Source organism: Microbacterium wangyouchuni (assembly GCF_051546305.1).
GTDB lineage: Bacteria > Actinomycetota > Actinomycetes > Actinomycetales > Microbacteriaceae > Microbacterium.
Map to the genome: position 1 here is coordinate 427,058 of NZ_JBPTMA010000003.1, position 22,202 is coordinate 449,259.

Here is a 22,202-nt window from a genome sequence, read left to right on the forward strand (position 1 = left end):
GGCGCTGCTGACGCTGCTGACGCTGCTGACGCTGCTGACGCTGCTGACGCTGCTGACGCTGCTGACGCTGCTGACGCTGCTGACGCTGCTGACGCTGCTGACGCTGCTGACGCTGCTGACGCAACGGACGCTACGGACGCAACGGATGCTGCTGACGGCGAAACCGATGCATCCGATGCATCCGATTCGGCAGCCGGCACCGGCGAAACCGGATCGGGAAGCGTCACGGACGCTGGGGTGTCCGAGAGCGACAACCTCGCAACGACCGGATCCAACGTGCCGGTGAACCTGTTGGGTGGTGGCCTCGTGCTGCTGCTCGGCGGAGCCGCAGCGGCGCTGTTCGCTCGCTCGCGTCGTCAGGCCTGACCTGATCTGATCGGCCGTTCGGCCGTCAACCGCGAAAACGCCACGGATATCAACTGATGTCCGTGGCGTTTTCGCATTTCCGGCATCCGCTCCCGGGCCGGAAGCGATGAAAGGTGACGGATGCCCGCGGCGGCGTACCCTTTCTCCATGGATGCCATGCTCTTCTACGTGCTGGTCGGAGCCGTCGCCGTGGCGGCCATCGCGAGATGGCGCGGGTGGCCGGCGCCGTTGTTGGTCACAGCTGTTGCGCTCGCGGCATCCTTTCTGCCTTTCATTCCTGAGTTGGAGATCGACGGCCATCTGCTGTTGAACGTGGTGCTGCCGCCGCTGCTGTATTCGGCCGCGCTCGATGTGTCGTTCGTCGGGTTCAAGCGCAGCCTGCCGCAGATTCGTCGACTGGGGATCTGGCTGGTGCTGCTGACTGCGGTTATGGTCGGGCTGGTCGCGTGGCTGATTCTGCCGTCGCTGACTCTTCCGGGTGCGCTTCTGCTCGGCGCGATCGTTGCTCCGCCGGATGCCGTGTCGGCAGCTGCGATCGGCCGAAAGCTTGGGCTTCCCCGTCGCATCATGACGGTGCTGTCGGGTGAGAGCCTGATCAATGACGCGACGTCGCTCACCCTGTACCGGGTGTTCGCGGCGATCATCGCTGGTGCTGCTCTGACCGTGTGGGACGGAGTCTGGCAGTTTGTGCTGGCGGTTGTGGTCGGAGTCATCGTCGGGCTCGTGTTTGGGATCGTGCTGCATCAGTTGCGCATGCGCATGGCCGATCCGGTCGTGACCGGAACGTTCGGGCTGCTCGTGCCGTTCGGTGCATATGCGATCGCTGAGCATCTGGGTGGGTCGGGTGTGCTGGCGGTCGTGGCGATGGGGTTGTATGTCGGATTCAACGCTCCGCGTACCGAGTACACGACCAGGCAGCAGGAGGCTCCGCTGTGGTTGTCGGCCGATCTGCTGCTGGAGAGTTTCGTCTTCGCCTACATCGGGCTGATGTTCCGGCGGGTGCTGAGTGACCTGGGCTCTGAATCGGTCGGGCACATCCTGCTGCTTTCCGGTGCGGTGCTGCTCGTGGTGCTTGTGGTGCGTCCGCTCTATATCTATCCCGCGCATGCGATCGCGAGATGGCAGCAGCGTGCTCGGCTGAGGCGCTGGGAACTCGTTGTTGCGAAGGGGCGGTTCTCACGGAAGCAGAGTGTGCGGCCGGGACGCCAGCCGATCACGACCGAGCAGATGAAGAGGCGACTGACCGAGCCAGAGCTGAGCTGGAAGGACAACGCGATCATCTCCTGGGCCGGGATGCGCGGCGTGGTGACGCTGGCCACGGCGCTGGCCGCGGCGGATCTCGCGGCCCTGGATGACGAATCGTCGCACGCGATCGTGATCGTCGCCTTCGTCGTCACCGTGGCCACGCTGATGCTGCAGGGGCTCACGTTGCCGGTTCTCATCAGAATGCTGGGCGTTGCGAGCGACACTGATCGTGAGGCGGATGCCCGGGCAATTGCCGCCGTTCGTCAGCGCAGCCGTGAGGCAGGGGTCGTCTTCCTGGAGGCGAAGCGTGCCGAGTGGGCGCAGAAGTACGGGCCGGCCGAGATGAAGGCGTTCGACGGACTCACCGAGCGGATGGTGCGGGTGGAGTCGGACGCCGAGGACGTGCAGGAACTCGAAGAATCTGTTCCGCGCCCGTCATACGACGATCTCGCTGTGCTGATGAAGGGCTGGTTGCAGGTCAGGCGCGAGGTGTTGCTCGAAGAGCGCGACGCCGACAACCTCGACGAAGAAGTGATGCGTGAGCTGATGGCAGCGCTCGATGCCGAGGAGTTGGCGCTGGATACACGCGGAGGAATCGGCGCTTAGCCAGGTCTCGCGCTGGGCTTGCTGGGCCGCGCCTCTCGCGCGCTACGGCGTGGAGCACTCGCCGGCGGCCTGCGACATCGTAACGGTGACGAGATCCTTGGCCTCCTGCGAGGTCTGCAGGTCCTTGCCGTCGGCGATGTACGCGAGGTCCTGGTCGGAGAGGGGTGAGGCTAGGAACTTTTCTGAGATGCAGGTGATCTGCTCGAGCGTCAGCAGATCGCCCTGACCGCTGTCTTGCAGAACTTTGTGGAGCCCATCGCTGAGCTTGTCCACGGAGGGTCGTTCCCCCGCGCCGGAGCAGGCGGCGAGCGAGAGCGCAATCGCGGCGATGGGCAGCGCGAGAAGGAAACGTGTGCGGGCACGCGTGTTGCGGGTCATGAGTTCGATTCTATTAGTTCAGGATCATGACAAATTTCGGGGGTTGGGTGAGGCGGCCTGGCAATGGCCCGACGCCTGGCGGCCCGAGCGGAAGAACTCGCGCTACGTCATCGACCTGTGTCTGTGTTGTCCACAGATCCTCAAATCTTTGCACGAATGTCCGTGGCCTCTGAGAGTATGAAATATGGCAACTTTCACCGACGTAGCGACGCTGATCCCCACCCTGGGTGGACAGCTCGTCGACGGCGCCGACGCGGATCTCGCGCAGGCGTCGATGATGTTGATGACGGATGCCGACATCGTGAAAGTACTCGAAGAGACAGCAGTGCTCGCCAAAGAAGTCGAGCAGATCCAGGTCGCCGCCGCGGGTGTGATCGCGGTGCGTTCGAAGCGCGAGCGCGGACACTCGGGGTTGTCGGCATCGCGCGGGCACCGGTCGGCGGCGGCGTTCGTTCAAGACGTCACCGGATCCACCAAGGCCGATGCGAATCGCAAGGTCCGGGTTGGTGAGGCGCTATTCGATGACTCTGAGCCAGATACTGGTGGCCCCGCCCCTGACGATGAACCGACTCGTGAGGAGCGCCCGGCACCCGGTCCTTGGTATCAGCCGCTGCGCGACGCCCTGGGCGATGGCCGACTGACCGCCACGCAGTTCGATGCGATCCGCCGCGGGCTGGGAGAGCTGCCCGAGATCGACGTCGATGAAGTGGATGCTGACACCCGAGCGCAAGCAAAAGACGAGGCGCGGGCCGCGTGGGCGCAAGCCGCGGAGCAGCTTATCGACGAAGCGGCGGAGCGCACGGTTGAGGAATTGTGGCAGCAGGCGCGGACGATCCGCGACCTGCTCGACCCGGAGGGGGCGGAGAAGCGGTTCCTCGAACGATTCGAGAAGCGTTCGTTCCGCACTTATCGCGGGCAGGACGGCCAGAAGCGGGCGAGCTTGGTGCTTGATGACGATGGCGACCTGTTCCTCGAGACCGTGATGGCCGCCGCGCTGCGTCCTCGCCGCGGCGGACCGCGGTTCGTCGATTCTGACGAGAAAGAACAGGCCGCGTCACTGATCGATGACCCGAGAACGAACGACCAGCTCGCCTATGACCTGATCATGGATGTGTTGCGCGCCGGCGCGCTCGCCGATGCGGAGAGCGTTTTCGGCACTCGTCAGGCGGGCGTGCGACTCGTGCAGGTCGTGGATGCCCACGGCAACACCGCTCCTGTCACCCACAGCGAAGACCACCTGGTCTCGATGCCCGGTGCGGCCGCCGCCCAGCGTATGTGCGAGAGCGGGTTCGTGCCCGTCACGCTCGATTCTTGCGGAAATCCGCTCGACGTCGGACGCGAGCAGCGTCTGTTCATACCGAAACAGCGCATCGCCCTTGCGATCCGTGATGGCGGATGCCGCTGGCACGGGTGTGACCGACCTGCCTCCTATTGTGAAGCCCATCATATCGATGAATGGGATAGAGATCGCGGGCGAACCGACATCGATCGCGGGATACTGCTGTGCCGGTATCACCACATGACCCTGCACCACGGCGGATGGCGGATCACCCGCGACGGAACCGGCGACTTCGTGTTGCACCATCCAAGCGGCGACGAGTTCGTACTCAAGCCGAGGGTCGTCCTCGCCTACACCCATGCCCAAGTCTGGCCCGGGGTCGGCGACGATCCGCCCCCGAGACGATTCCGTCCGGCGGTCGCCTGAGTCCTCTCGGTCAGGCGGCTGGCTGAATCAGGCGACTGGTTGAATTCGGCGATCAGCTGAATCAGGCGACCGAATCCGCAACGGACCGGAGCGCCCGAGAAACCGAGCCGAGCCAGGTCAAACCCAGCCAAACCCGCTCCGCATCACCGCTCAGTCAGCACCAGCAGCTCGCCGACCTCGCACTCCAGCGCATCACAGATCGCGCGAAGCGTCGAATAGCGGATGGCGCGCGCACGATCGTTCTTCAGTACGGACAGATTCACGATGCTTACCCCGACTCGCGCACTCAGCTCGGTGAGAGTCATCCCGCGAGCTGCGAGCAGCTCGTCGAGGCGGCAGTGGATGCCGGTCTCTTCATCATCCGGGGCGGGAGTCATAACAACCCCTCCGTTTCACGCGGCAGACGGATGTCGCGTGCTCCGGAGTCAAGCGTTGCGTCAACCGGTGGCTGGTCGAGGTCTGCGGTCTCTGAGCGTTGCGATCGAGTGGGGGCAGCGGCGTGCATCAGACAAGTCCTTCGGTGTCGCGTTGCAACGCCGAACCTCGACGGACGATGATGGCCATCACGCCCACCGCGATTGCAGCAACGAACAGCGGAACTCCATCCGTGAAGAGAAGCCAGCGCTGTTCGTCGAACTCGCCGCCCAGAGCCGCGAACACACCGTTCAAGCCCATGTTCTCGAACCACGTACCCAGCAGCCCAGCAGCCAAAAGTCCCATTGACATCGCAAAGGTCAGGCCGGTGTTGACCCGATCGAACAGAATGCCCCGTATCAGTCGCCGACACACGATCACTCCCAGCGCCGCGACCGTGATTAGGCACAGCGCACGCAGCACGATCGCCACGACCAGCGAGACGACGCTGACTGCGTTGACATCGGCCACCACAAGCGTGGCGAGCTCGGTTGTCGCCAGCGCTCCTTCGCCGATCGCCGCGGTGACCTCCTGCGCCGGGATGCGCGTGGTCACAGTCACAGACCCCGCGGTCGCGAACAGTTCGACAATGCTGCGGATGCTGTTGAAAATGAGCCAGCCAATAATCAGTGCACCGACGACGATCGCCGAGTTCAAGTCGTTGCGATCGGCCCGCGCCTGCTTCGCCATGTTCTTGTTATTCATCAGACAAGTCCTTCCGTGTCGCGCTGCAGGCGGATGCCGTGGCGAATGAGAACGGCCAGAACGCCCAGCGCCAGCGCACCCCACAGTGGCCAGAGATCGGGCCATGCCGGCCATGCTGGCGTGGGCAAGTTCGCCGCGGGGCTATCGGCACGAATTAACTCGAACGCGATCTCGGCGAGGCGGAACGACGCAAGGCCTGACAGCAGCTGCCCAGCGAACCCTGTGACCAGGAACACGCCCGCGCCGATCCACGACAGCTTCACCAGGTGCGCGGCGAACGGCGCTCGCCGGATGATCCGCTCGCAGAGGATGACGACGAAGATGCCGATCGCGATCGGTGGCAGCGCAGAAATGACGCTCCCGAGAGCCTGCAATATCTGTGTGCCGACATCGGCCTGCGCGACGCCGACGCGGATGCTGTCGACGTGAGCCACCATCACATACGGCTCGGGGCTCATCGTGTCAGCGGTGGGTATCGGCCAGGGCGTGAACGGGCTGACGGCGGCCTCCGCGTGCACGGCGGTCATGCGCCGGAAAACCATGGGCACTGTCGCCACCGCAACGAGCGTGGCCCAGCCTGCAGCCGTGGCTCCCACTAACTGTGTCAGGTACACGATCCCCGGAACCCGCGCCTCCGGCTCGACGCGATTGCGCCGGCGCAGAATGACGAATGCCGCGATGATCGGGAGGAGAGGGAGGGCAATGAAGTAGGCGGTCGTGATCATCAGACCAGTCCTTTCGTGTCCTGCTGCATCCGGGTGCCGATCTGGAAAGCGCCGGCGACGAGGCCGATGACCAGCCCCCATCCGATGGGTGAGAGGTCGATGGTGACAAAAAATGCTGCGAACGGCTCGTCACCGAGCGGTGCGCCGCTGTTGAGAAACAGTGCAGCTTCGGCGAGAGAGATGCCCCGGCAAAGGTTCGCGAACAACCCGCACACCATCACGGCACTCGCCACGACCACAAGCGCGATCGGAAAACGTCGGCCGAAAGGCGTGCCCTTCAGCGTCCCGGCGGCGAGCCACACCGCGGCCGCGCAAACGATCAGCACGAGGAGGATCGGCAGCAGATCAGCGCCGAGCTGCCAGGCGGCGATGCTCGCGGGAGCATCTGTGATCGTCACATCGACACCAGTGGAACTGGCATGTTCGACATGCGGCAGCGCCATCAGATCTTCGTCGACCTCGGCGATGATGCGGCCGAGATCGTAGACCGTGACGGACCCCGGCGCGATCGTCGCGACGACGGTGGCGATCGCGTTTCCCAGGGCCGTGATGCCGACGAAGATCGCACCGGCCGCGGTGAACGCAGTTCCGAATCGATCGCTCTTCGCCAAGCCGGGCACGGTCTTCGGTGCGCGCTTCAGTAGCAGCACGAGTGCGACGGTTCCGGCGACGAACCCGAGGAGCAGGGCGAGAGCCAGGATGGCGTCGGCTGGGACGAGATCGAACATCAGATTCCTTCGTTACTTCCGGAGTTATCGATAATCGTTGTTATCGATGTTCGTTAACATAACGACTTTCGATATCCCCGTCAACTGCTTCTCCAGCATCCGCCCGGTCAATAACCGTTCCGGTCGCACTTCGTGCTGCTAAAACGCGGTAACAGCGACGTCAAGTGCGACCGGAGCGGGTGGTGGCGCAGCAGGTGGGCACAGGCGCAGCGGGTGGTGGCGGGCAGGTGGGCGGGGGCGCAGCAGGTGGTGGCGAAGCAGGTGGGCGCGGGCGCAGCAGGTGGGCAGGTGACATGGGGACGGGCACGCGGCGGGCGGGTGAGCGGGCAGATGAGTGAGCAGCTATGCGTGGCAGTGAGCGCGCGCGGGACACCTCAGAAGGGGCCCGCGCGCTATGCCGACGGCGAACACGGGCATACCAGCCCCGCGCGGTCGTTACTCTCGATGTACAGGCGCAGAGAACCGTATTCGGCGTCAGCGCTTCGCCCCGTGCGAACCAAGGAGTGACAATGTTTGAGAGATTTACCGACCGAGCCCGTCGGGTCGTCGTCCTCGCCCAAGAAGAGGCGAAGATGCTCAACCACAACTACATCGGCACCGAGCACATTCTGCTCGGCCTCATCCACGAGGGTGAAGGCGTCGCTGCCAAGGCGCTCGAGAGCCTCGGCATCTCGCTTGACGCCGTGCGCGAGCAGGTGCAGGACATCATCGGTCAGGGACAGCAGCAGCCCACCGGGCACATCCCCTTCACGCCCCGCGCGAAGAAGGTGCTTGAGCTGAGCCTGCGCGAGGCGCTACAGCTCGGCCACAACTACATCGGGACCGAGCACATTCTGCTCGGTCTCATCCGCGAGGGCGAGGGTGTCGCAGCCCAGGTTCTCGTCAAGCTCGGCGCCGACCTGAACAAGGTGCGCCAGCAGGTCATCCAGCTGCTCTCCGGCGCTCCGGGCCGCGAGCCTGCAGCCGTCGGTGCTCAGACCAACGACTCCCCGGCTGGCACGCAGGGTGGCTCCGCCGTTCTCGACCAGTTCGGCCGCAACCTCACCCAGGCCGCGCGCGACAACAAGCTCGACCCGGTCATCGGCCGTGAGAAGGAAGCCGAGCGGGTCATGCAGATCCTCTCGCGCCGCTCCAAGAACAACCCGGTCCTGATCGGTGAGCCCGGCGTCGGCAAGACCGCCGTCGTCGAGGGGCTCGCCCAGGCAATCGTCAAGGGCGATGTGCCCGAGACGCTCAAGGATAAGCAGCTCTACTCCCTCGACCTCGGATCGCTCATCGCCGGTTCCCGCTACCGCGGAGACTTCGAGGAGCGCCTGAAGAAGGTCACCAAGGAGATCCGCACGCGCGGCGACATCATCGTCTTCATCGATGAGATCCACACCCTCGTCGGTGCGGGCGCAGCCGAGGGCGCGATCGATGCCGCCAGCATCCTCAAGCCTCTCCTCGCCCGTGGCGAACTGCAGACGATCGGTGCGACGACCCTCGACGAGTACCGCAAGCACTTCGAGAAGGATGCTGCGCTCGAGCGCCGCTTCCAGTCGGTGCAGGTGAGCGAACCGACGCTGCCGCACACGATCAACATTCTCAAGGGCCTGCGCGACCGTTACGAGGCTCACCACAAGGTGCAGATCACCGATGGTGCGATCGTCGCCGCGGCGAACCTCGCTGACCGCTACGTGGCGGATCGCTTCTTGCCGGACAAGGCCATCGACCTGATCGATGAGGCTGGCGCACGTCTGCGTCTGAGCATTCTGTCGAGCCCGCCCGAACTGCGCGAATTCGACGAGAAGATCGCCAAGGTCCGCGAACAGAAGGAAGAAGCCTCCGAGGAGCAGGACTTCGAGAAGGCAGCATCCCTGCGCGACGAGGAGAAGAGCCTGCTCGCTGAGCGCCTTCGCCTCGAGAAGCAGTGGCGTTCGGGTGACGTCGCGACCAACGCGGTCGTCGACGAGGGCCTGATCGCCGAAGTGCTCGCTCAGGCCACCGGCATCCCGGTGTTCAAGCTGACCGAGGAAGAGACCGCCCGACTCGTCTTCATGGAGAAGGCTCTGCACCAGCGTGTCGTCGGGCAGGAAGAGGCCATCGCGGCCCTCTCGCGCACGATCCGTCGTCAGCGCGCAGGCCTCAAGGACCCGAAGCGTCCCTCGGGCTCGTTCATCTTCGCCGGCCCGACCGGTGTTGGGAAGACCGAGCTCGCTAAGGCTCTCGCCGAGTTCCTGTTTGACGATGAGGATGCGCTCATCTCGCTCGACATGAGCGAGTTCGGCGAGAAGCACACCGTTTCGCGGCTCTTCGGTGCCCCTCCCGGGTTCGTCGGCTTCGAAGAGGGTGGCCAGCTGACGGAGAAGGTGCGCCGCAAGCCGTTCTCTGTCGTGCTGTTCGACGAGATCGAGAAGGCTCACCCCGACATCTTCAACTCGCTGTTGCAGATCCTCGAAGAGGGTCGCCTCACCGACGGCCAGGGTCGAGTCGTGGACTTCAAGAACACGGTCATCATCATGACGACCAACCTCGGATCGTCCGCGATCGCCGGAGGCCCGGTGGGCTTCCAGGTCGAGGGCAACGCGCAGACCAGCTATGAGCGGATGAAGGGCAAGGTTGACGAAGAGCTCAAGCGGCACTTCAAGCCCGAGTTCCTCAACCGTGTCGACGATGTCATCGTCTTCCCGCAGCTGTCGAAGCTTGAGCTCGTGCGGATCGTGGATCTGTTCGTGAAGCGTCTGGGCGACCGCCTGCTTGACCGCGACATGACGATCGAGCTCACGCAGGCAGCGAAGGAGCGTCTCATCGAGATCGGCTTCGACCCGGCGCTCGGCGCCCGGCCGCTGCGCCGCGCGATGCAGCGCGAGATCGAGGATCACCTGTCCGAGCGCATCCTGCACGGCGAGCTGAACTCCGGCGATCACGTGAAGGTGGATGCTGAGGACGGGAAGTTCCTGTTCGAAACGGCTCCGCGCGGCGAGAAGGTCGCGGTGGGTGTCAACACCACTCCCGCCATCTCGGCGACGCCTGATCTGACGGCCGCCTCCGGCGAGTAGTAGCTGTACAGCTCGCAGTATGACGAGGGGACGGATGCTGGTGCATCCGTCCCCTTCGTCATTTCACAAGCGCTCGGGCTGCCGGGCCTCGGCGGCGGAGACGAGGTCGTTCAAGAGTTTCTGCCACTTCTCGGTCAGCTCACCATCGCTGTCGAGCCACTGATCGACTGTGGGTGTTTCCTCGCCGCAGACCCTCTTCTTGATCTCCATGAGCTCGTTGCTCACTTCAGTATTCAGGTCTACGGGTGTCGTCGGCTTCCTGTCGGCGTTGAACGCGTCGAAGTCATCGTTCGTGCTGCCTGGCATCCGTGTCTCCGTCATCCCTGCTGTCATGTCAGCGTGCTCGCGACGCCAACCATATCGGGGTGATGAACAGTGCCCGGTCCTATCGTCGTCTCCCGGGCGCTTCACCCGGGGATCTCAGCCTCGCGGTCTTAGGGTTGACATGTGAGCGAGTACACCGTCCGCCCGGCGCGCAGCGCCGATGTCCTCGGCATCCACCTTCTGCTGGAGCCGCTGGTCGACCGACGGATCCTGCTCGGCAAGGACCTCGCCATCCTGTACGGTGCCGTTCAGGAGTTCGTCGTCGCCGAAAAAGATGGCGAGCTCATCGGATGCGGCGCGCTGCACGTCATGTGGGAAGACCTCGGTGAAGTGCGCACGCTGATCGTCCGCGACGACTGGCTGCAGCGCGGAGTCGGGCGCGCCATCGTCGATGAGCTCGAAACGCGAGCGCGCATCCTTGGCCTGCAGCGGCTGTTCTGCCTCACCTTCGAAACGGCTTTCTTCACCCGGCGTGGTTTCGCTCCGATCGGTGAACAGGTCGTCGACCCCGACGTTTACTCGCAGCTGCTGCGCAGCCCAGATGAGGGCGTCGCCGAGTTCCTCAACCTCGCGCACGTGAAGCCGAATACGCTCGGGAACACCCGGATGCTGAAGAACCTGTGATGTCGCGACGTCGAACCCGCGCCATCTACCGTCGGCGCCGTCTTGCAGTTCTCAGCGGGCTGATCCTGCTGATCGCGGCGTTGGCCGTCGGGACATGGCTCGTCATTGCACAGCCATGGGCGGATGCCGCAACAATCGAGCCGACCGCGACTTCGACGCCGACCCCCTCGGTCTCGAAGAACCCGGTGCTGGACGCGGCCGAGTCGCCGTCGACGGAGCCGAGCACGGACCCCGGCACCGAACCCAGCACGGAGCCCAGCACCGAACCCAGCACCGAACCGACAGCGGAGGAGACCCCCGGTGTCGCCCCGTGCCAGGCCAGGGATGTCACCGTCGAAGCAATCACCAATGCCGACACCTATGCGTCCGGGGTTTCGCCGGAACTCAGCATCCTGCTGACGAACACCAGCGCCGCGGACTGCACGCTCGACGTTGGCTCGTCCACGCAGATTTTCACGGTCACCAGCGGCGCAGATGTCTGGTGGGACTCGCGGCACTGCCAGGCCAACCCCAGCAGCATGGTCGTGACTCTGGCGGCCGGGCAGTCGGTGCCCAGTGCATCTGCGGTGGTCTGGGACCGAACGCGATCGGATGTCGGAACCTGTGAGCAGGAGAACCGCCCGCGTGCTCCCGCCGGAGGATCGTCGTACCACCTGGCCGTGTCGATCGGTGGGTTTTCCAGCACCGTGACGCGGCAGTTCTTGCTCTACTGAGTCCAGTCGCAACCTGCTACAGACAGCGAACCATCTTTGGGATACCATTAGAGGATTCTCGAGATTTCTCGGTGCTAGCCATCCCCAGTGGCGTCGTATTCAGCGTCCCCAGCGCTTCGACACTTCACCGATCGAGAACCGGAGGGCCCTCTCGAGTACCCCAGTCCCCACTGGACGACTCGAGAGGGCCCCACTCTCTTAAGCTGGATGCATGGCAGCGAAGAAGAAATCCGCACGCAAGAAGCCGGCACCCGAGGAGTTTCGCTCTGAGGCGCTCGCCCAGGCGCTTGAGAAGCAGGACGTGGCGGCGGTCGCACTCGCGCTGCGCAATGGCAACACCGTTGTGCCGCTTCTGAACTCCGGCGCCCGTGACAACCCGCTCGACAGCGGCGAGGTCTGGACGTTCCGCGATCCCGCATCGGGCGATGTCGCGCTGCTGTTGTTCAGCGATGCGAAGAACAAGCCGGAGAACCTGCCGCCGGGCGTGGGGATCTATTCGCCGGACTGGTTGCGGAAGTTCCTGACGACGCACGGCGACACGATCACAACGGTGTTCCTCGATATCGCCGGGCCGCACCCGATGCAGGCGGCACCGGACGAGCTGCTGAAGGCGCTCGAAGCCTGATCAGAACGGCGGGATATCGTCTTCCCGACGTGACTGCCTGGCCTGTCCTGACTGTGCGGGATGCCCTGACTGTGTCGGGTGCCCCGACCGCGTGCGCGACTTGACGTCATCGAGCGCAGCCTGCAGCGATCCCGACCGGTCGTCGATGACCTGCTGATATCCGAGCCGTCCGGCTTCCGTTCGGCGCTGCGCGGCCTGTGTGACTGCGCGCACCTCTCCGGCCAGGCTGAGTTCGCCGACCGCGGCGATCGTGCGCGGCGCTGAGAAATGGCGGATCGAGCCCGCGACGGCGATCGCGATCGCCAGGTCGGCGGCCGGTTCGGTGAATCGCACGCCGCCCACCGTCGATACGTAGACGTCGAGCTTTCCGGTTTCGATCCCGGCCCGCTTCTCCAGGATCGCCAGCACCATCGCCACGCGCGCAGAGTCGAGCCCCGAGACCACTCGCCGCGGGTTCGGAGCGGTCGTGTTCACCGTCAGCGCCTGCACTTCTACCGGCATGGCGCGTCGCCCCTCCATCGCGATCGAGACGCAGGTTCCCGGTTCGGTGGAACCGTGGCCGAGGAAGAGCCCGGAGGGGTCGGGCACCTCGGCGATGCCGTCGCCGGTCATCTCGAAGCATCCGACCTCGTCTGTCGGACCGAAACGGTTCTTCAGCGCCCGGATGAATCGAAGCGAAGTCTGGCGATCACCCTCGAAGTGACAGACGACGTCGACGAGATGCTCGAGGATCCGGGGCCCGGCGACCTGGCCGTCCTTGGTGACGTGCCCGACGATGATGATCGGCAGGCTCCGCTCCTTCGCGATGCGAATCAGGGTTGCTGCAACCTCTCGCACCTGGCTGGGCTGGCCGGCTGCGCCATCGGACAGCGAGGATGCCACGGTCTGCACCGAGTCGACGATCACCAGCTGCGGCTGCACCTGATCGATGTGGCCGAGGATCGTGGCGAGGTCGGTCTCGCTCGCCAGATACAGCTCATCGTGCAGCGCTCCGGTGCGCTCGGCGCGCAGCCGCACCTGAGCCTGGGATTCTTCGGCGCTCGCATACAGCACCCGTCGTCCGCCGCGCGCGGCCTGCGCTGCGACCTCGAGCAGCAGCGTCGACTTGCCGACGCCGGGCTCACCGCTGAGCAGAATCGCTGCCCCCGGGACGATGCCTCCGCCCAGCACCCGGTCGAACTCGCCGACGCCGCTGGAGCGTCGTGGCGTATCGGCGGTGGTGATCTGCGTGATGGGTCGCGCAGTGTGCGCGGCATCCGGAGAAATCGCCGCCACCTGTCGGACGATGCCGGTCTTCGCCGCCTGCTCTTGCACCGTGCCCCACTGCTGGCATTCGCCGCAGCGGCCCACCCACTTCAATGTCGTCCACCCGCATTCGGTGCACACGAAGGCCGGGGGAGCGGGTTTACGGGTTGCCATGCTCCCAGGCTATCGACCGCATCCGACATCCCTATCGCCGAACGCTATTATTCACGGCCGGAAAATAGCGGGCTGATCAGGACCTCGAGATAATGGATGCATGGCTACAGCCAGCCCGTGCGGGCCCATCTCGACATACTCGCGGGTGCAGATCCTGCACCTGATGCAGATGCGTTCGCCGCGTACCATCGGTGAGATCTGCGACGCCACCGGGCTGCACGCGAACACGGTTCGTGAGCACCTGCAGCGCCTCATCGAGGGCGGCTATGTGATCTCCGCAACCGAGCACCGCACCACCCGGGGTCGCCCGCGTGCGCTCTACAGCGCCGTCACCGGAGCGCCAGGCGCCTCCAGCCCGGTCGCCAGGGACAAGGTTTCTGCCGCTGCTCGCCGCGGCGACATTCTGCGCCGGATGCTGCCGGCGACGGCATCCGATCTCGACAGCGACGCAACCCATCAGATGGATGCCCTCATCGAACATCTCGAAGAGAGCGGATTTGAGCCCGTCATCGACGACGCCCAGCTCACCGTAGACCTCACCCCGTGCCCGCACGCCGCGGCCCGGCCAGAGGATCGTCCGGTGCTGTGCCGGGTGCACCTGGGTCTGATGCAGGGGGTGCTCACGGAGGCAGGCGGCCCGCTGGCTGCCGAGTTCGTGCGCGAACCTGCAGCGCCCGAGGAATGCACGGTACAGCTTCGGGTGACGGCTGTGGCCTGACAGCCAACAGGGCAGGGGTGCCCGCGTAAACCGACCGGCAGTGGCCGGTCGGTGAATCGACGACCGATGATCGGCGACCGGTGAATCGGCGACCGATCAACGGATGCGCTCCCTGCCTGCACAAGTTCGAATGAAGGAGTCGTGTGATGGAGTGGTTGGACCCACTTGCGTTGGCCAGGTGGCAGTTCGGTCTCACGACCGTCTACCACTACCTGTTCGTGCCGCTGACGATCGGCATGGCGCTTTCTGCGGCGATATTCCAGACGGCGTGGGTGCGCACGGCGAAGGTGCAGTATCTGCACCTGACCCGATTCTTCGGCAAGATCTTCCTCATCAACTTCGCGATGGGGGTCGTCACCGGAATCGTGCAAGAGTTCCAGTTCGGCATGAACTGGTCGGACTACTCCCGCTTCGTCGGCGACGTCTTCGGAGCTCCGCTCGCGTTCGAGGGGCTGTTCGCGTTCTTCTTCGAGGCGACCTTCATCGGCCTCTGGATCTTCGGATGGGACAAACTCTCCCAGAAGCTGCACCTGGCCACGATCTGGTGCGTTGCCATCGGCAGCATCCTGTCGGCTTACTTCATCATCGCCGCCAACGCGTTCATGCAGAATCCAGTCGGCTACATCTACAACGCCGAGACGAACCGCGCCGAACTTGTGGACTTCTGGGCGCTGCTGACCAACCCGGTTGCGCTTGCTGCGTTCCCGCACACGATCTTCGGTGCGTTCATGTTCGCAGCCGGTGTCATCATCTCGGTCTCGGCATGGCACCTCTCACGTGGACAGCACATCGACACGATGCGGGTCTCGTTGAAGTTCGGTCTGTGGGGGATGCTGGTCTCCACTGCCGGCGTCGTTCTCTCCGGTGACCAGCTGGGACTGGCGATGTATATCGCGCAGCCGATGAAGATGGCTGCCGCCGAGGCGACCTTCAATACCGTCTGCGGGGCGGATGCCTCGTTCAGCCTGTTCACGCTCGGGACGCCGGATGGCACCAGTGAGCTGTTCTCGATCCGGGTGCCGTATCTGCTCTCGCTGCTGTCGACGCACACCTTCGACGCGTGCGTGCACGGTGTCAACGACCTCAACGCGGAGTACGCCGTGCAGTTCGCTGACATGGGCATCGACAACTTCGCCCCGGTGCTGTGGATCACCTACTGGTCGTTCCGCTGGATGATCGGTCTCGGCATGGCGCACGCCCTCGTCGCCCTCGCCGGACTCTGGGTCACGCGCAAGAAAGCGAAGAAGCCGGTCGCGAAGTGGATGTGGAAGATCGCGATCTGGTCGTATCCGCTGGCTCTTCTGGCCAACATCGTCGGGTGGGTGTTCACCGAGATGGGACGCCAGCCGTGGCTCGTGTTCGGGCTGATGAGTACGCGCGATGGCGTATCTCCCGGCACGAGTGGGCTGGAAGTGCTGATCTCGCTGATCGCGTTCACCGCGATCTACGCTGCGCTCGCCGTGGTGGAGATCCGTCTGATCATCCGCGCGGCACAGCAGGGCCCGGACACCACTGAACAACCCGACGACGAGACGGCCCAGCTGCCGTCGGTCGTGTACTGAGGTAGGGAAAATGGATCTCGCAACACTCTGGTTCGGTCTGATCGCCTTCTTCTTCGTGGGCTACTTCGTCCTCGACGGGTTCGACTTCGGCGTTGGCATGTCGCTGCCCTTCCTCGGCGGCGTCGGTAAGAACAGAGATGATGTGGCTCGCCGGCAGATCATCAACACCATCGGCCCGGTCTGGGACCTCAACGAGACCTGGCTGATCGTGGCCGGTGCCTGTCTGTTCGCCTCGTTCCCAGAGTGGTACGCCTCGCTGTTTAGCGGGTTCTATCTGCCGCTGCTGGTGATCCTGCTCACCCTCATCATGCGCGGGGTGTCGTTCGAGTACCGCCATCAGCGTGAGGGGCTGCGGTGGAAGCGCGGCTTCGACCGGATGATCGTGATCGGCTCGGCCGTGCCGGCGTTCCTCTGGGGCGTCGCGTTCGCGAACATCGTGCAGGGCGTCGCGCTGGACGAGCGGCACGTGTACATCGGCAGCGTGTTCGATCTGCTGAACCCGTACGCGCTGCTGGGTGGCCTCACCACGCTGCTGCTGTTCTTCACCCACGGCGCGACCTTCGTGGCATTGAAGACCGATGGGAAACTGCGTGCGGACGCCCGGCGGCTTGCCTTCCGGGCGGGCGTTGTGACCGTCGCGGTCGCGGCCGTGTTCTTGGCCTGGACGGTCGCGGCGCACTTCTCGGTCGTGGTGCTGGTGCTGGCCGCGCTCGCCGCGGTGTCGCTGATCGCCTCGGTGCTCGCGAACGTGCGCGGACGGGAAGGGTGGGCATTCGGTCTGGGGGCTGCGACCACACTGTTCGCCGTCGTCACGCTGTTCGCGGCGCTCTTCCCGAACGTGCTGCCCTCGACGATCGACCCGGCGTTCAGCCTGACGATCCAGAACGCATCCAGCACCGAGTACACGCTGCAGATCATGAGCTGGACGGCGCTGGTCGCTATGCCGCTGGTGCTGCTGTACCAGGGGTGGACGTACTGGGTGTTCCGAAAGCGCATCACCCGGGCGTCGATCGAGGAAACAGTGCACGCGTGAAACCTGTCGATCCGAGGCTGCTGAAGTACGCCGCTGCCGTGCGGGGATTCTTTCTCCTCGCGGCGGTGATCGGCGTGCTGCAGACCGGCGTCGTCATCGCCTTCGCCTGGTTTCTGACGGATGCCATCACCGGTGCGATTGCGGGACGTTCGGTGGTGTCTTCGCTGCTGTGGCTGCTGGGGCTGGCCGCGGCGCGCGGCGTGCTGATCGCCGCATCCGACGCTGCCGGCGCGCGTGCTGCCGCCCGCACCGGGGCGCAGCTGCGCGCAGCACTGATCCGCGCCGTGGGGCGGCTGGGGCCGGAGTGGCTCGCTACGCGCAACCAGGCCTCGCTCGCGGTCACCGCAGGTCACGGCCTTGAGGCACTGGATGCGTACTTCGCGCGGTACCTGCCGCAGCTCGTCCTGACCGTCATCGCGACGCCCGTGCTGGTGCTGTGCATGTGGTGGCTGGACTGGCCGAGTGGTCTGATCGCGACGATCACGCTGCCGCTGATCCCGCTGTTTCTGATCCTCATCGGCATGGCCACGCGCACCGTGCAGCGCAAGCAGTGGCAGACGCTGCAGCACCTCGCTGCGCGGTTCGCGGACACGGTGCAGGGGCTGTCGACCCTGCGGCTGTTCGGGCGTGAGCGCCGGGCGGCGGCACAGATCGAGGTCACCGCCGAGCAGTACCGTCGCGAGACGATGAAGGTGCTGCGGTTCTCGTTCCTCTCCGGCTTCGCAATGGAACTGCTCGCATCGCTTGCGGTGGCTCTGGTGGCGGTCGCCGTGGGGTTCCGGCTGCTGTCCGGGGATCTCTCACTCGAGGTCGGACTCTTCGTGCTGCTGCTCGCGCCGGAGGCATTTCTGCCGATTCGTCAGGTCGGCGTGCAGTTTCATGCGGCTTCTGAGGGCGTGGCGGCGACCGAGGACGTGTTTGAAGTGCTGGATGCGGCCGATGTCGTGGCGCATAACTCCGGAAGAATGGGGCAGAAGTCGCCTCTACCAGGCGAAAACGGCCAGTTCGGCGCCGTTTCTCAGGAGTTGTGCGCGAACGAGCTGCGTGTCAGTCGCGGCGAAGCGCTGCTGGCGCCGGTGACATTTGTAGCGCGACCCGGAACGGTGACTCTCATCGAGGGGCCAAGCGGGTCGGGCAAATCCAGCGTTGTCGCAGCGCTCAGGGCAGCGGCGACCTTCACCGGCACGGCGACGTTCGCCGGTCACGATGTGCGCCGGCTCGCTCCGGCCGACTGGCTTGCCTGGGCTGGGCAGTCGCCCGGTCTGATGCAGGGCACGATCGGAGCGAATATCGCGCTCGGGGACGCGAGGCCCTCAGTCGAGGGCATCCGTCATGCGCTGGAAGCCGCCTGCGCCGCAGAGCTCGATCCGGACCAGGAACTCGGCGTGCAGGGGAGCGGGCTGTCGGGCGGGCAGGCGCAGCGCGTCGCGGTGGCGCGGGCGCTGTACCGGCATGACTCCGACCCGCGCCGCGTGCTGATTCTCGATGAGCCGTCGAGCGCATTGGATGCTGAGACCGAGGCGCGACTGTGGGCGGCACTGCGTGCGCGAGCGGATGCCGGCGCCACGATCGTGCTCGTCTCACACCGACGCTCCGCACGGGAGATCGCCGATCAGATCGTCGACCTTTCGACGAGCTCAAGGAACGGGGTGACCGTATGAGTGTCAGTGATCTCCTGCGCCTCGCTCAGCCGCCGCTCCGGCGATTCCTGCCCGGGCTCATCTGGGGTGTGCTGTCGGCCGCGGCTGCGGTGTCGCTGCTCGCCGTCAGCGGCTGGTTGATCGTCAGCGCATCGATCGTCGACTCGCTGGTGCCGCTGTCGGTGGCTGTTGTCGGGGTGCGGTTCTTCGCGGTGTCGCGGGCAGTGTTCCGGTATCTCGAGCGGCTGTCCGGGCATCATGCGGCGCTGGGCCAACTCGCCCGCACGCGCGCCGATATGGTGCGAACGCTCATTCCGCTGTCGCCGGCAGGGCTCGGCCGGACCGACCGCGGTCAGGTGCTTTCGGCGCTCGTCGACGATGTTGAGAATCTGCAGAACCTGCCGCTGCGGGTGGTGCAGCCGCTCGCGGTCGCGGCGGTGGTCGCGGTCGGCTCGGTGGGCTTCATTGCTTTCGTGTCGCCTCCGGCCGCGCTCACGCTTGCGGCCTGCCTGGTGGTGGCAGCTCTTGTGGCCATCGGCCTCGGCTGGATCGTCGGGTCTCGTGCCGAGGAGCGGGTATCAGTGCGGCGGGCGGAGCTGTCAGCATCCCTCGTCGATTACTTCGGCAGTCTCGACGTGCTGCTCGCCTACGGGGCCGAGCCGCAGGCGCGGCAGCGGATCGAGCGGGCGGATGAGGCGGTGCGCCGCCTGGTCACGCGATCGTCGCTCGCTGAGGCTGTCGCGGCCGGCGTTGTCTCGGTACTCGCGGGAGTCGCGTCGGTGTGGGCGGTTGCCGTGGCATCCCCGGGGCTGAGCACCGGTGCGATCGACGGGCCGTGGCTCGCGGTCGTCGTGCTCGTGCCGATGGTGGTCTTCGAGGTGTTCGGAGCGGTGCCGGTCGCGGCAGCGTCGTGGCGCGGAGTGCGCGCGAGCGCGCAACGGGTGGTCGACGTGCTTCCGGCGCAGCTTCCGCCGCAACTGCGATCGGATGCCGGAAACGCCGAGCCACCGGCATCCACAGTTCTGCGCTTGCGCGACGTTCGCGCCTCGTGGCCGCATAACGGGACGGCACGGGCGGATCTGGCACGGGCGGATCTGGCACGGGGCGATCTGGCACGGGGCGATCTGGCACGGGGCGATCTGGCACTGCGCGATGCCCCGGCGCTCCGCGGCGTCGACCTCGATCTCGGCGTCGGGGAGCGCGTACTCGTCAGTGGGCCGAGCGGTGCGGGCAAGAGTTCGCTCGCCTCGGTGCTGGTCGGATTCCTGAAGGCTGAGGGCGAGTACACGATCGGCGGGACGGATGCCGCGTCGCTATCGGGGCCGGCACTGCGGGAGATTGTCGGGCTGTGCGAGCAGCATCCGCAGCTCTTCGATGAGGACATCCGCCAGAACCTGCTGTTCGCGCGGGACACGGCAACGGATGCCGAGCTGCTCGTGGTGCTTGACCGCGTCGGGCTGGGGGACTGGGTGCGAGAGCGCGGCGGGCTGGATGCGCGCGTCGGCGACCGAGGCGCGCTGGTATCCGGTGGGCAGGCGCAGCGGATCTCATTGGCGCGGGCGCTGCTGCACCGCTTCGACGTGCTCGTGCTGGATGAGCCGACGGCCGGGGTCGATCCCGAGGCATCCGAGGCGCTGCTGCGCGATCTGCTCGAGGCGGCGGGGGAGCAGTCGGTGCTGCTGATCTCGCACGTCGAGCCGCCCGCCGGTACCGTCGATCGCGTGGTGCGGATCGAGGCCGGGCGGACGGTCTGAGCTATGCCGTAGCATCCGCTCCCGTCGGCGGCGTAGCCTCAAGGGATGAGCCGAACCGATGAAGTGACGCGCCTCATCAACGCCTCGCCCATGCGAGTTTTCGAGGCGCTCAGCACTGCGGATGCCGTCGCAGAATGGCTTCCGCCGGACGGGATGACCGCACGGATCGACCACTTCGATGCCCAGGCCGGAGGCGGATACCGGATGGTCCTCGTCTATCGGGATGCGACGGGTGCGCCCGGGAAGAGCAGTGCGACTGAGGATGTCGTGGAAGGACGATTCGTCGAGGTGGTTCCGGGCGTGCGTCTTGTGCAGGAAGTCGAGTTTGAATCGGATGATCCGCGATATGCCGGCGTGATGCGCATGACGTGGGAGGTGCGGGCGAGCGGATCGGATTCCGAAGTGACTTTCCGGGCCGAAGATGTCCCGGAGGGGATATCCGCGGCCGACCACGAGATGGGGCTCAGCTCATCGCTGCGCAACCTCGCGGAGCTGCTCTCGGCTCAGTTGTAGAGCTCGGCCGGCGGTTCCATAACGATGCCCTGGGCCTCGAAGGCACGGCGGCGCTCTTCGATACGACGGTGCAGTTCGAGTTGCGCGTCGTCGACGAGCTGCTGGTCGAGTTCGACGGTGGGCGGATGCTGGTTGCCGTTGTTCGCGGCGATGTAGGCGTCGAGTTCCGGGCCGGAGGTCCATGACGTGATGAGCGAGTAGCGGGGCGCGGGTCCCTGCTGCCAGACGGCATGCCAGAACCGCTGGGTGTCGACGAGGATGCGTGAGCCGGCAGGCAGCGGGAGGCGGATCTCGGATGCTGGATCGAAGCGGTCTTCGCGCAGGATCAGCAGCGAGTCGGCGTCGTCGGTCAGGTTGAACCAGCCGCGTACCACCCAGCCCGTGCCGGGCTCGTTGAGCCGGTTGTTGTCGTCCTGGTGCAGGTTGTAGATCGCATCGGCGTAGGTGTTCGGCTGCAGTTCGATGACGCGGCAGCGTCCGATGTTGGCGCCGGGCTCCTGCGCGCGCCGTGCGAGGGCCGGGGCCTTGGCCACCTGGCTGGGGATCCAGGCACCGTCTTTGTCTGGACGGGGCGGGGTCTGGTTCCAGAAGGCGTTGCACTCGATCTCGCCGGCATAGCTTGTCAGCGGCGCGAAGCGGGTGATGCCGGAGGAGCGCCAGCCGACGTACTCCAGCTCAAGCCACTCGGCCGGGTCCGTGGACTGGTCGTAGTCGTCCAGGACGACATAGCCGGTCTCTTCCAATGCATCCGACATCACGAAGCTCATTGCGCAACCTTTCCGGACCGGCGTCTCCGTCCATCCGTAAGGCCATCCTAACCAGCGCCCAGGGGCGTGGCGGCCGCCCGTGCCCGGGCAAAATGCGGGCCTCGTGGCGAGAAACGTGCTTCAGCATGAGACAGGGCTTGTGACAGGGCTTGTGACAGGGCTTGTGACAGGGCTTGTGACAGGGCTTCCCCGGACGTTTCTCGTGCGGGAAGACGTTTCTCGCGCCGGCGAAACGCCGATTCGCGTGACGGCCCCGCGTCACGTAAACTCTTTCGCGGTGACGTGTCCGAGCGGCCGAAGGTGCAACACTCGAAATGTTGTGTAGGTTCACCCCTACCGTGGGTTCAAATCCCACCGTCACCGCCAGAAAAACCCCTGTTCATCAGGGGTTTTTCCATGTCCAGAGCTGTGTGCGGCAACGACAGTGGCAACAATTGAGCGTGAAGCGGCCCGATAGCGGTGGCGTTGCCGCCTCGCCGCAACGCGCATGATCGAACAGGTTTACCACCTCGGCCCGCGGAATTCTGCGGATCGAGGGCTATGTCGCTCATGGCATGCGGATCCGGAACAGCTTGCCATGCTACTTACCGTGGGCATCAG

The 22,202-nt window shown here is 65.4% G+C and carries 21 protein-coding genes and 1 tRNA gene; 14 read left to right on the forward strand and 8 right to left on the reverse strand.

Annotation, left to right across the window (positions count from 1 at the left end; translation table 11 throughout):
- Window positions 1–366, forward strand: a 366-nt coding sequence (locus ACSS7Z_RS08625; RefSeq protein ID WP_438254131.1) for an LAVTG motif-containing sortase-dependent surface protein, incomplete at its 5' end; no start/stop codon positions are given.
- Between the two features lie 147 nt (window positions 367–513).
- Window positions 514–2,217: a cation:proton antiporter gene (locus ACSS7Z_RS08630; RefSeq protein ID WP_438254132.1), complete on the forward strand. Its 1,704-nt coding sequence runs from the start codon at window positions 514–516 to the stop codon at window positions 2,215–2,217.
- 42 nt (window positions 2,218–2,259) lie between these two features.
- On the opposite strand, the gene ACSS7Z_RS08635 is transcribed toward ACSS7Z_RS08630, so the two are convergent.
- Window positions 2,260–2,595, reverse strand: coding sequence for a hypothetical protein (locus ACSS7Z_RS08635; protein ID WP_438254133.1), 336 nt, complete (start codon window positions 2,593–2,595; stop codon window positions 2,260–2,262).
- Window positions 2,596–2,779: 184 nt separating this feature from the next.
- Between ACSS7Z_RS08635 and ACSS7Z_RS08640 the strand changes: the two genes are divergently transcribed.
- Window positions 2,780–4,300 (forward strand): HNH endonuclease signature motif containing protein, encoded by a 1,521-nt coding sequence (locus ACSS7Z_RS08640; RefSeq protein ID WP_438254135.1) that lies wholly within the window; start codon window positions 2,780–2,782, stop codon window positions 4,298–4,300.
- Between the two features lie 143 nt (window positions 4,301–4,443).
- Here the strand turns inward: ACSS7Z_RS08640 and ACSS7Z_RS08645 are convergent, their stop codons facing one another.
- The 4 genes from ACSS7Z_RS08645 to ACSS7Z_RS08660 all read right to left on the reverse strand — a co-directional run bounded on the left by ACSS7Z_RS08645 (window position 4,444) and on the right by ACSS7Z_RS08660 (window position 6,872).
- Window positions 4,444–4,677, reverse strand: a complete 234-nt coding sequence (locus ACSS7Z_RS08645) for a helix-turn-helix domain-containing protein (RefSeq protein WP_438254136.1) — start codon at window positions 4,675–4,677, stop codon at window positions 4,444–4,446.
- Window positions 4,678–4,804: 127 nt separating this feature from the next.
- Entirely contained in the window at window positions 4,805–5,419 is a 615-nt protein-coding gene (locus ACSS7Z_RS08650) for a hypothetical protein (protein WP_438254138.1), read from the reverse strand.
- Window positions 5,419–6,144, reverse strand: coding sequence for a hypothetical protein (locus tag ACSS7Z_RS08655; RefSeq protein ID WP_438254139.1), 726 nt, complete (start codon window positions 6,142–6,144; stop codon window positions 5,419–5,421). Before ACSS7Z_RS08655 ends, ACSS7Z_RS08650 begins: the two co-directional genes overlap by 1 nt.
- On the reverse strand, window positions 6,144–6,872 hold the full coding sequence (locus ACSS7Z_RS08660; RefSeq protein WP_438254140.1) for a hypothetical protein: 729 nt from the start codon (window positions 6,870–6,872) through the stop codon (window positions 6,144–6,146). The genes ACSS7Z_RS08655 and ACSS7Z_RS08660 overlap by 1 nt, the downstream gene beginning before the upstream one ends.
- 509 nt (window positions 6,873–7,381) lie before the next feature.
- Between ACSS7Z_RS08660 and ACSS7Z_RS08665 the strand changes: the two genes are divergently transcribed.
- Complete coding sequence (locus ACSS7Z_RS08665) at window positions 7,382–9,910, forward strand: ATP-dependent Clp protease ATP-binding subunit (RefSeq protein ID WP_438254141.1); 2,529 nt, start codon at window positions 7,382–7,384, stop codon at window positions 9,908–9,910.
- 63 nt (window positions 9,911–9,973) lie between these two features.
- Here the strand turns inward: ACSS7Z_RS08665 and ACSS7Z_RS08670 are convergent, their stop codons facing one another.
- Window positions 9,974–10,216, reverse strand: coding sequence for a hypothetical protein (locus ACSS7Z_RS08670; RefSeq protein WP_438254143.1), 243 nt, complete (start codon window positions 10,214–10,216; stop codon window positions 9,974–9,976).
- 141 nt (window positions 10,217–10,357) lie between these two features.
- Here ACSS7Z_RS08670 and ACSS7Z_RS08675 point away from each other — a divergent pair, with 141 nt between their 5' ends.
- The 3 genes from ACSS7Z_RS08675 (at window position 10,358) to ACSS7Z_RS08685 (ending at window position 12,196) form a co-directional block, all read left to right on the forward strand.
- The gene (locus tag ACSS7Z_RS08675; protein WP_438254145.1) at window positions 10,358–10,858 is read left to right on the forward strand and encodes an amino-acid N-acetyltransferase; all 501 of its coding nucleotides are present in this window, start codon (window positions 10,358–10,360) and stop codon (window positions 10,856–10,858) included.
- Window positions 10,858–11,571: a hypothetical protein gene (locus tag ACSS7Z_RS08680; protein ID WP_438254146.1), complete on the forward strand. Its 714-nt coding sequence runs from the start codon at window positions 10,858–10,860 to the stop codon at window positions 11,569–11,571. The genes ACSS7Z_RS08675 and ACSS7Z_RS08680 overlap by 1 nt, the downstream gene beginning before the upstream one ends.
- A 211-nt stretch (window positions 11,572–11,782) precedes the next feature.
- Complete coding sequence (locus ACSS7Z_RS08685; RefSeq protein WP_438254147.1) at window positions 11,783–12,196, forward strand: dehydrogenase; 414 nt, start codon at window positions 11,783–11,785, stop codon at window positions 12,194–12,196.
- Here the strand turns inward: ACSS7Z_RS08685 and radA are convergent, their stop codons facing one another.
- Window positions 12,197–13,615, reverse strand: a complete 1,419-nt coding sequence (gene radA / locus ACSS7Z_RS08690; RefSeq protein WP_438254148.1) for a DNA repair protein RadA — start codon at window positions 13,613–13,615, stop codon at window positions 12,197–12,199. It abuts the gene before it with no gap.
- A 100-nt stretch (window positions 13,616–13,715) separates the two neighbouring features.
- Here radA and ACSS7Z_RS08695 point away from each other — a divergent pair, with 100 nt between their 5' ends.
- The 6 genes from ACSS7Z_RS08695 to ACSS7Z_RS08720 all read left to right on the forward strand — a co-directional run bounded on the left by ACSS7Z_RS08695 (window position 13,716) and on the right by ACSS7Z_RS08720 (window position 20,835).
- On the forward strand, window positions 13,716–14,333 hold the full coding sequence (locus ACSS7Z_RS08695) for a helix-turn-helix transcriptional regulator (protein WP_438254149.1): 618 nt from the start codon (window positions 13,716–13,718) through the stop codon (window positions 14,331–14,333).
- Between the two features lie 146 nt (window positions 14,334–14,479).
- Window positions 14,480–15,895 carry a cytochrome ubiquinol oxidase subunit I gene (locus tag ACSS7Z_RS08700; RefSeq protein WP_438254150.1) on the forward strand — a complete coding sequence of 472 codons (1,416 nt, stop codon included), beginning with the start codon at window positions 14,480–14,482 and terminating at the stop codon, window positions 15,893–15,895.
- A 10-nt stretch (window positions 15,896–15,905) separates the two neighbouring features.
- Window positions 15,906–16,928, forward strand: a complete 1,023-nt coding sequence (gene cydB / locus ACSS7Z_RS08705) for a cytochrome d ubiquinol oxidase subunit II (RefSeq protein WP_438254151.1) — start codon at window positions 15,906–15,908, stop codon at window positions 16,926–16,928.
- Entirely contained in the window at window positions 16,925–18,589 is a 1,665-nt protein-coding gene (cydD, locus tag ACSS7Z_RS08710) for a thiol reductant ABC exporter subunit CydD (protein ID WP_438254153.1), read from the forward strand. The genes cydB and cydD overlap by 4 nt, the downstream gene beginning before the upstream one ends.
- Window positions 18,586–20,322: an amino acid ABC transporter ATP-binding/permease protein gene (locus ACSS7Z_RS08715; RefSeq protein WP_438254154.1), complete on the forward strand. Its 1,737-nt coding sequence runs from the start codon at window positions 18,586–18,588 to the stop codon at window positions 20,320–20,322. The genes cydD and ACSS7Z_RS08715 overlap by 4 nt, the downstream gene beginning before the upstream one ends.
- A 45-nt stretch (window positions 20,323–20,367) precedes the next feature.
- A complete protein-coding gene (locus ACSS7Z_RS08720; protein ID WP_438254155.1) occupies window positions 20,368–20,835 on the forward strand; it encodes an SRPBCC domain-containing protein in 468 nt (155 codons plus the stop codon).
- On the opposite strand, the gene ACSS7Z_RS08725 is transcribed toward ACSS7Z_RS08720, so the two are convergent.
- Window positions 20,826–21,602: a hypothetical protein gene (locus ACSS7Z_RS08725; RefSeq protein WP_438254157.1), complete on the reverse strand. Its 777-nt coding sequence runs from the start codon at window positions 21,600–21,602 to the stop codon at window positions 20,826–20,828. The two genes, ACSS7Z_RS08720 and ACSS7Z_RS08725, sit on opposite strands and share 10 nt — an antisense overlap.
- Window positions 21,603–21,878: 276 nt before the next feature.
- Between ACSS7Z_RS08725 and ACSS7Z_RS08730 the strand changes: the two genes are divergently transcribed.
- Window positions 21,879–21,968 (forward strand) — tRNA-Ser (locus tag ACSS7Z_RS08730).
- Window positions 21,969–22,202: the final 234 nt, after the last annotated feature.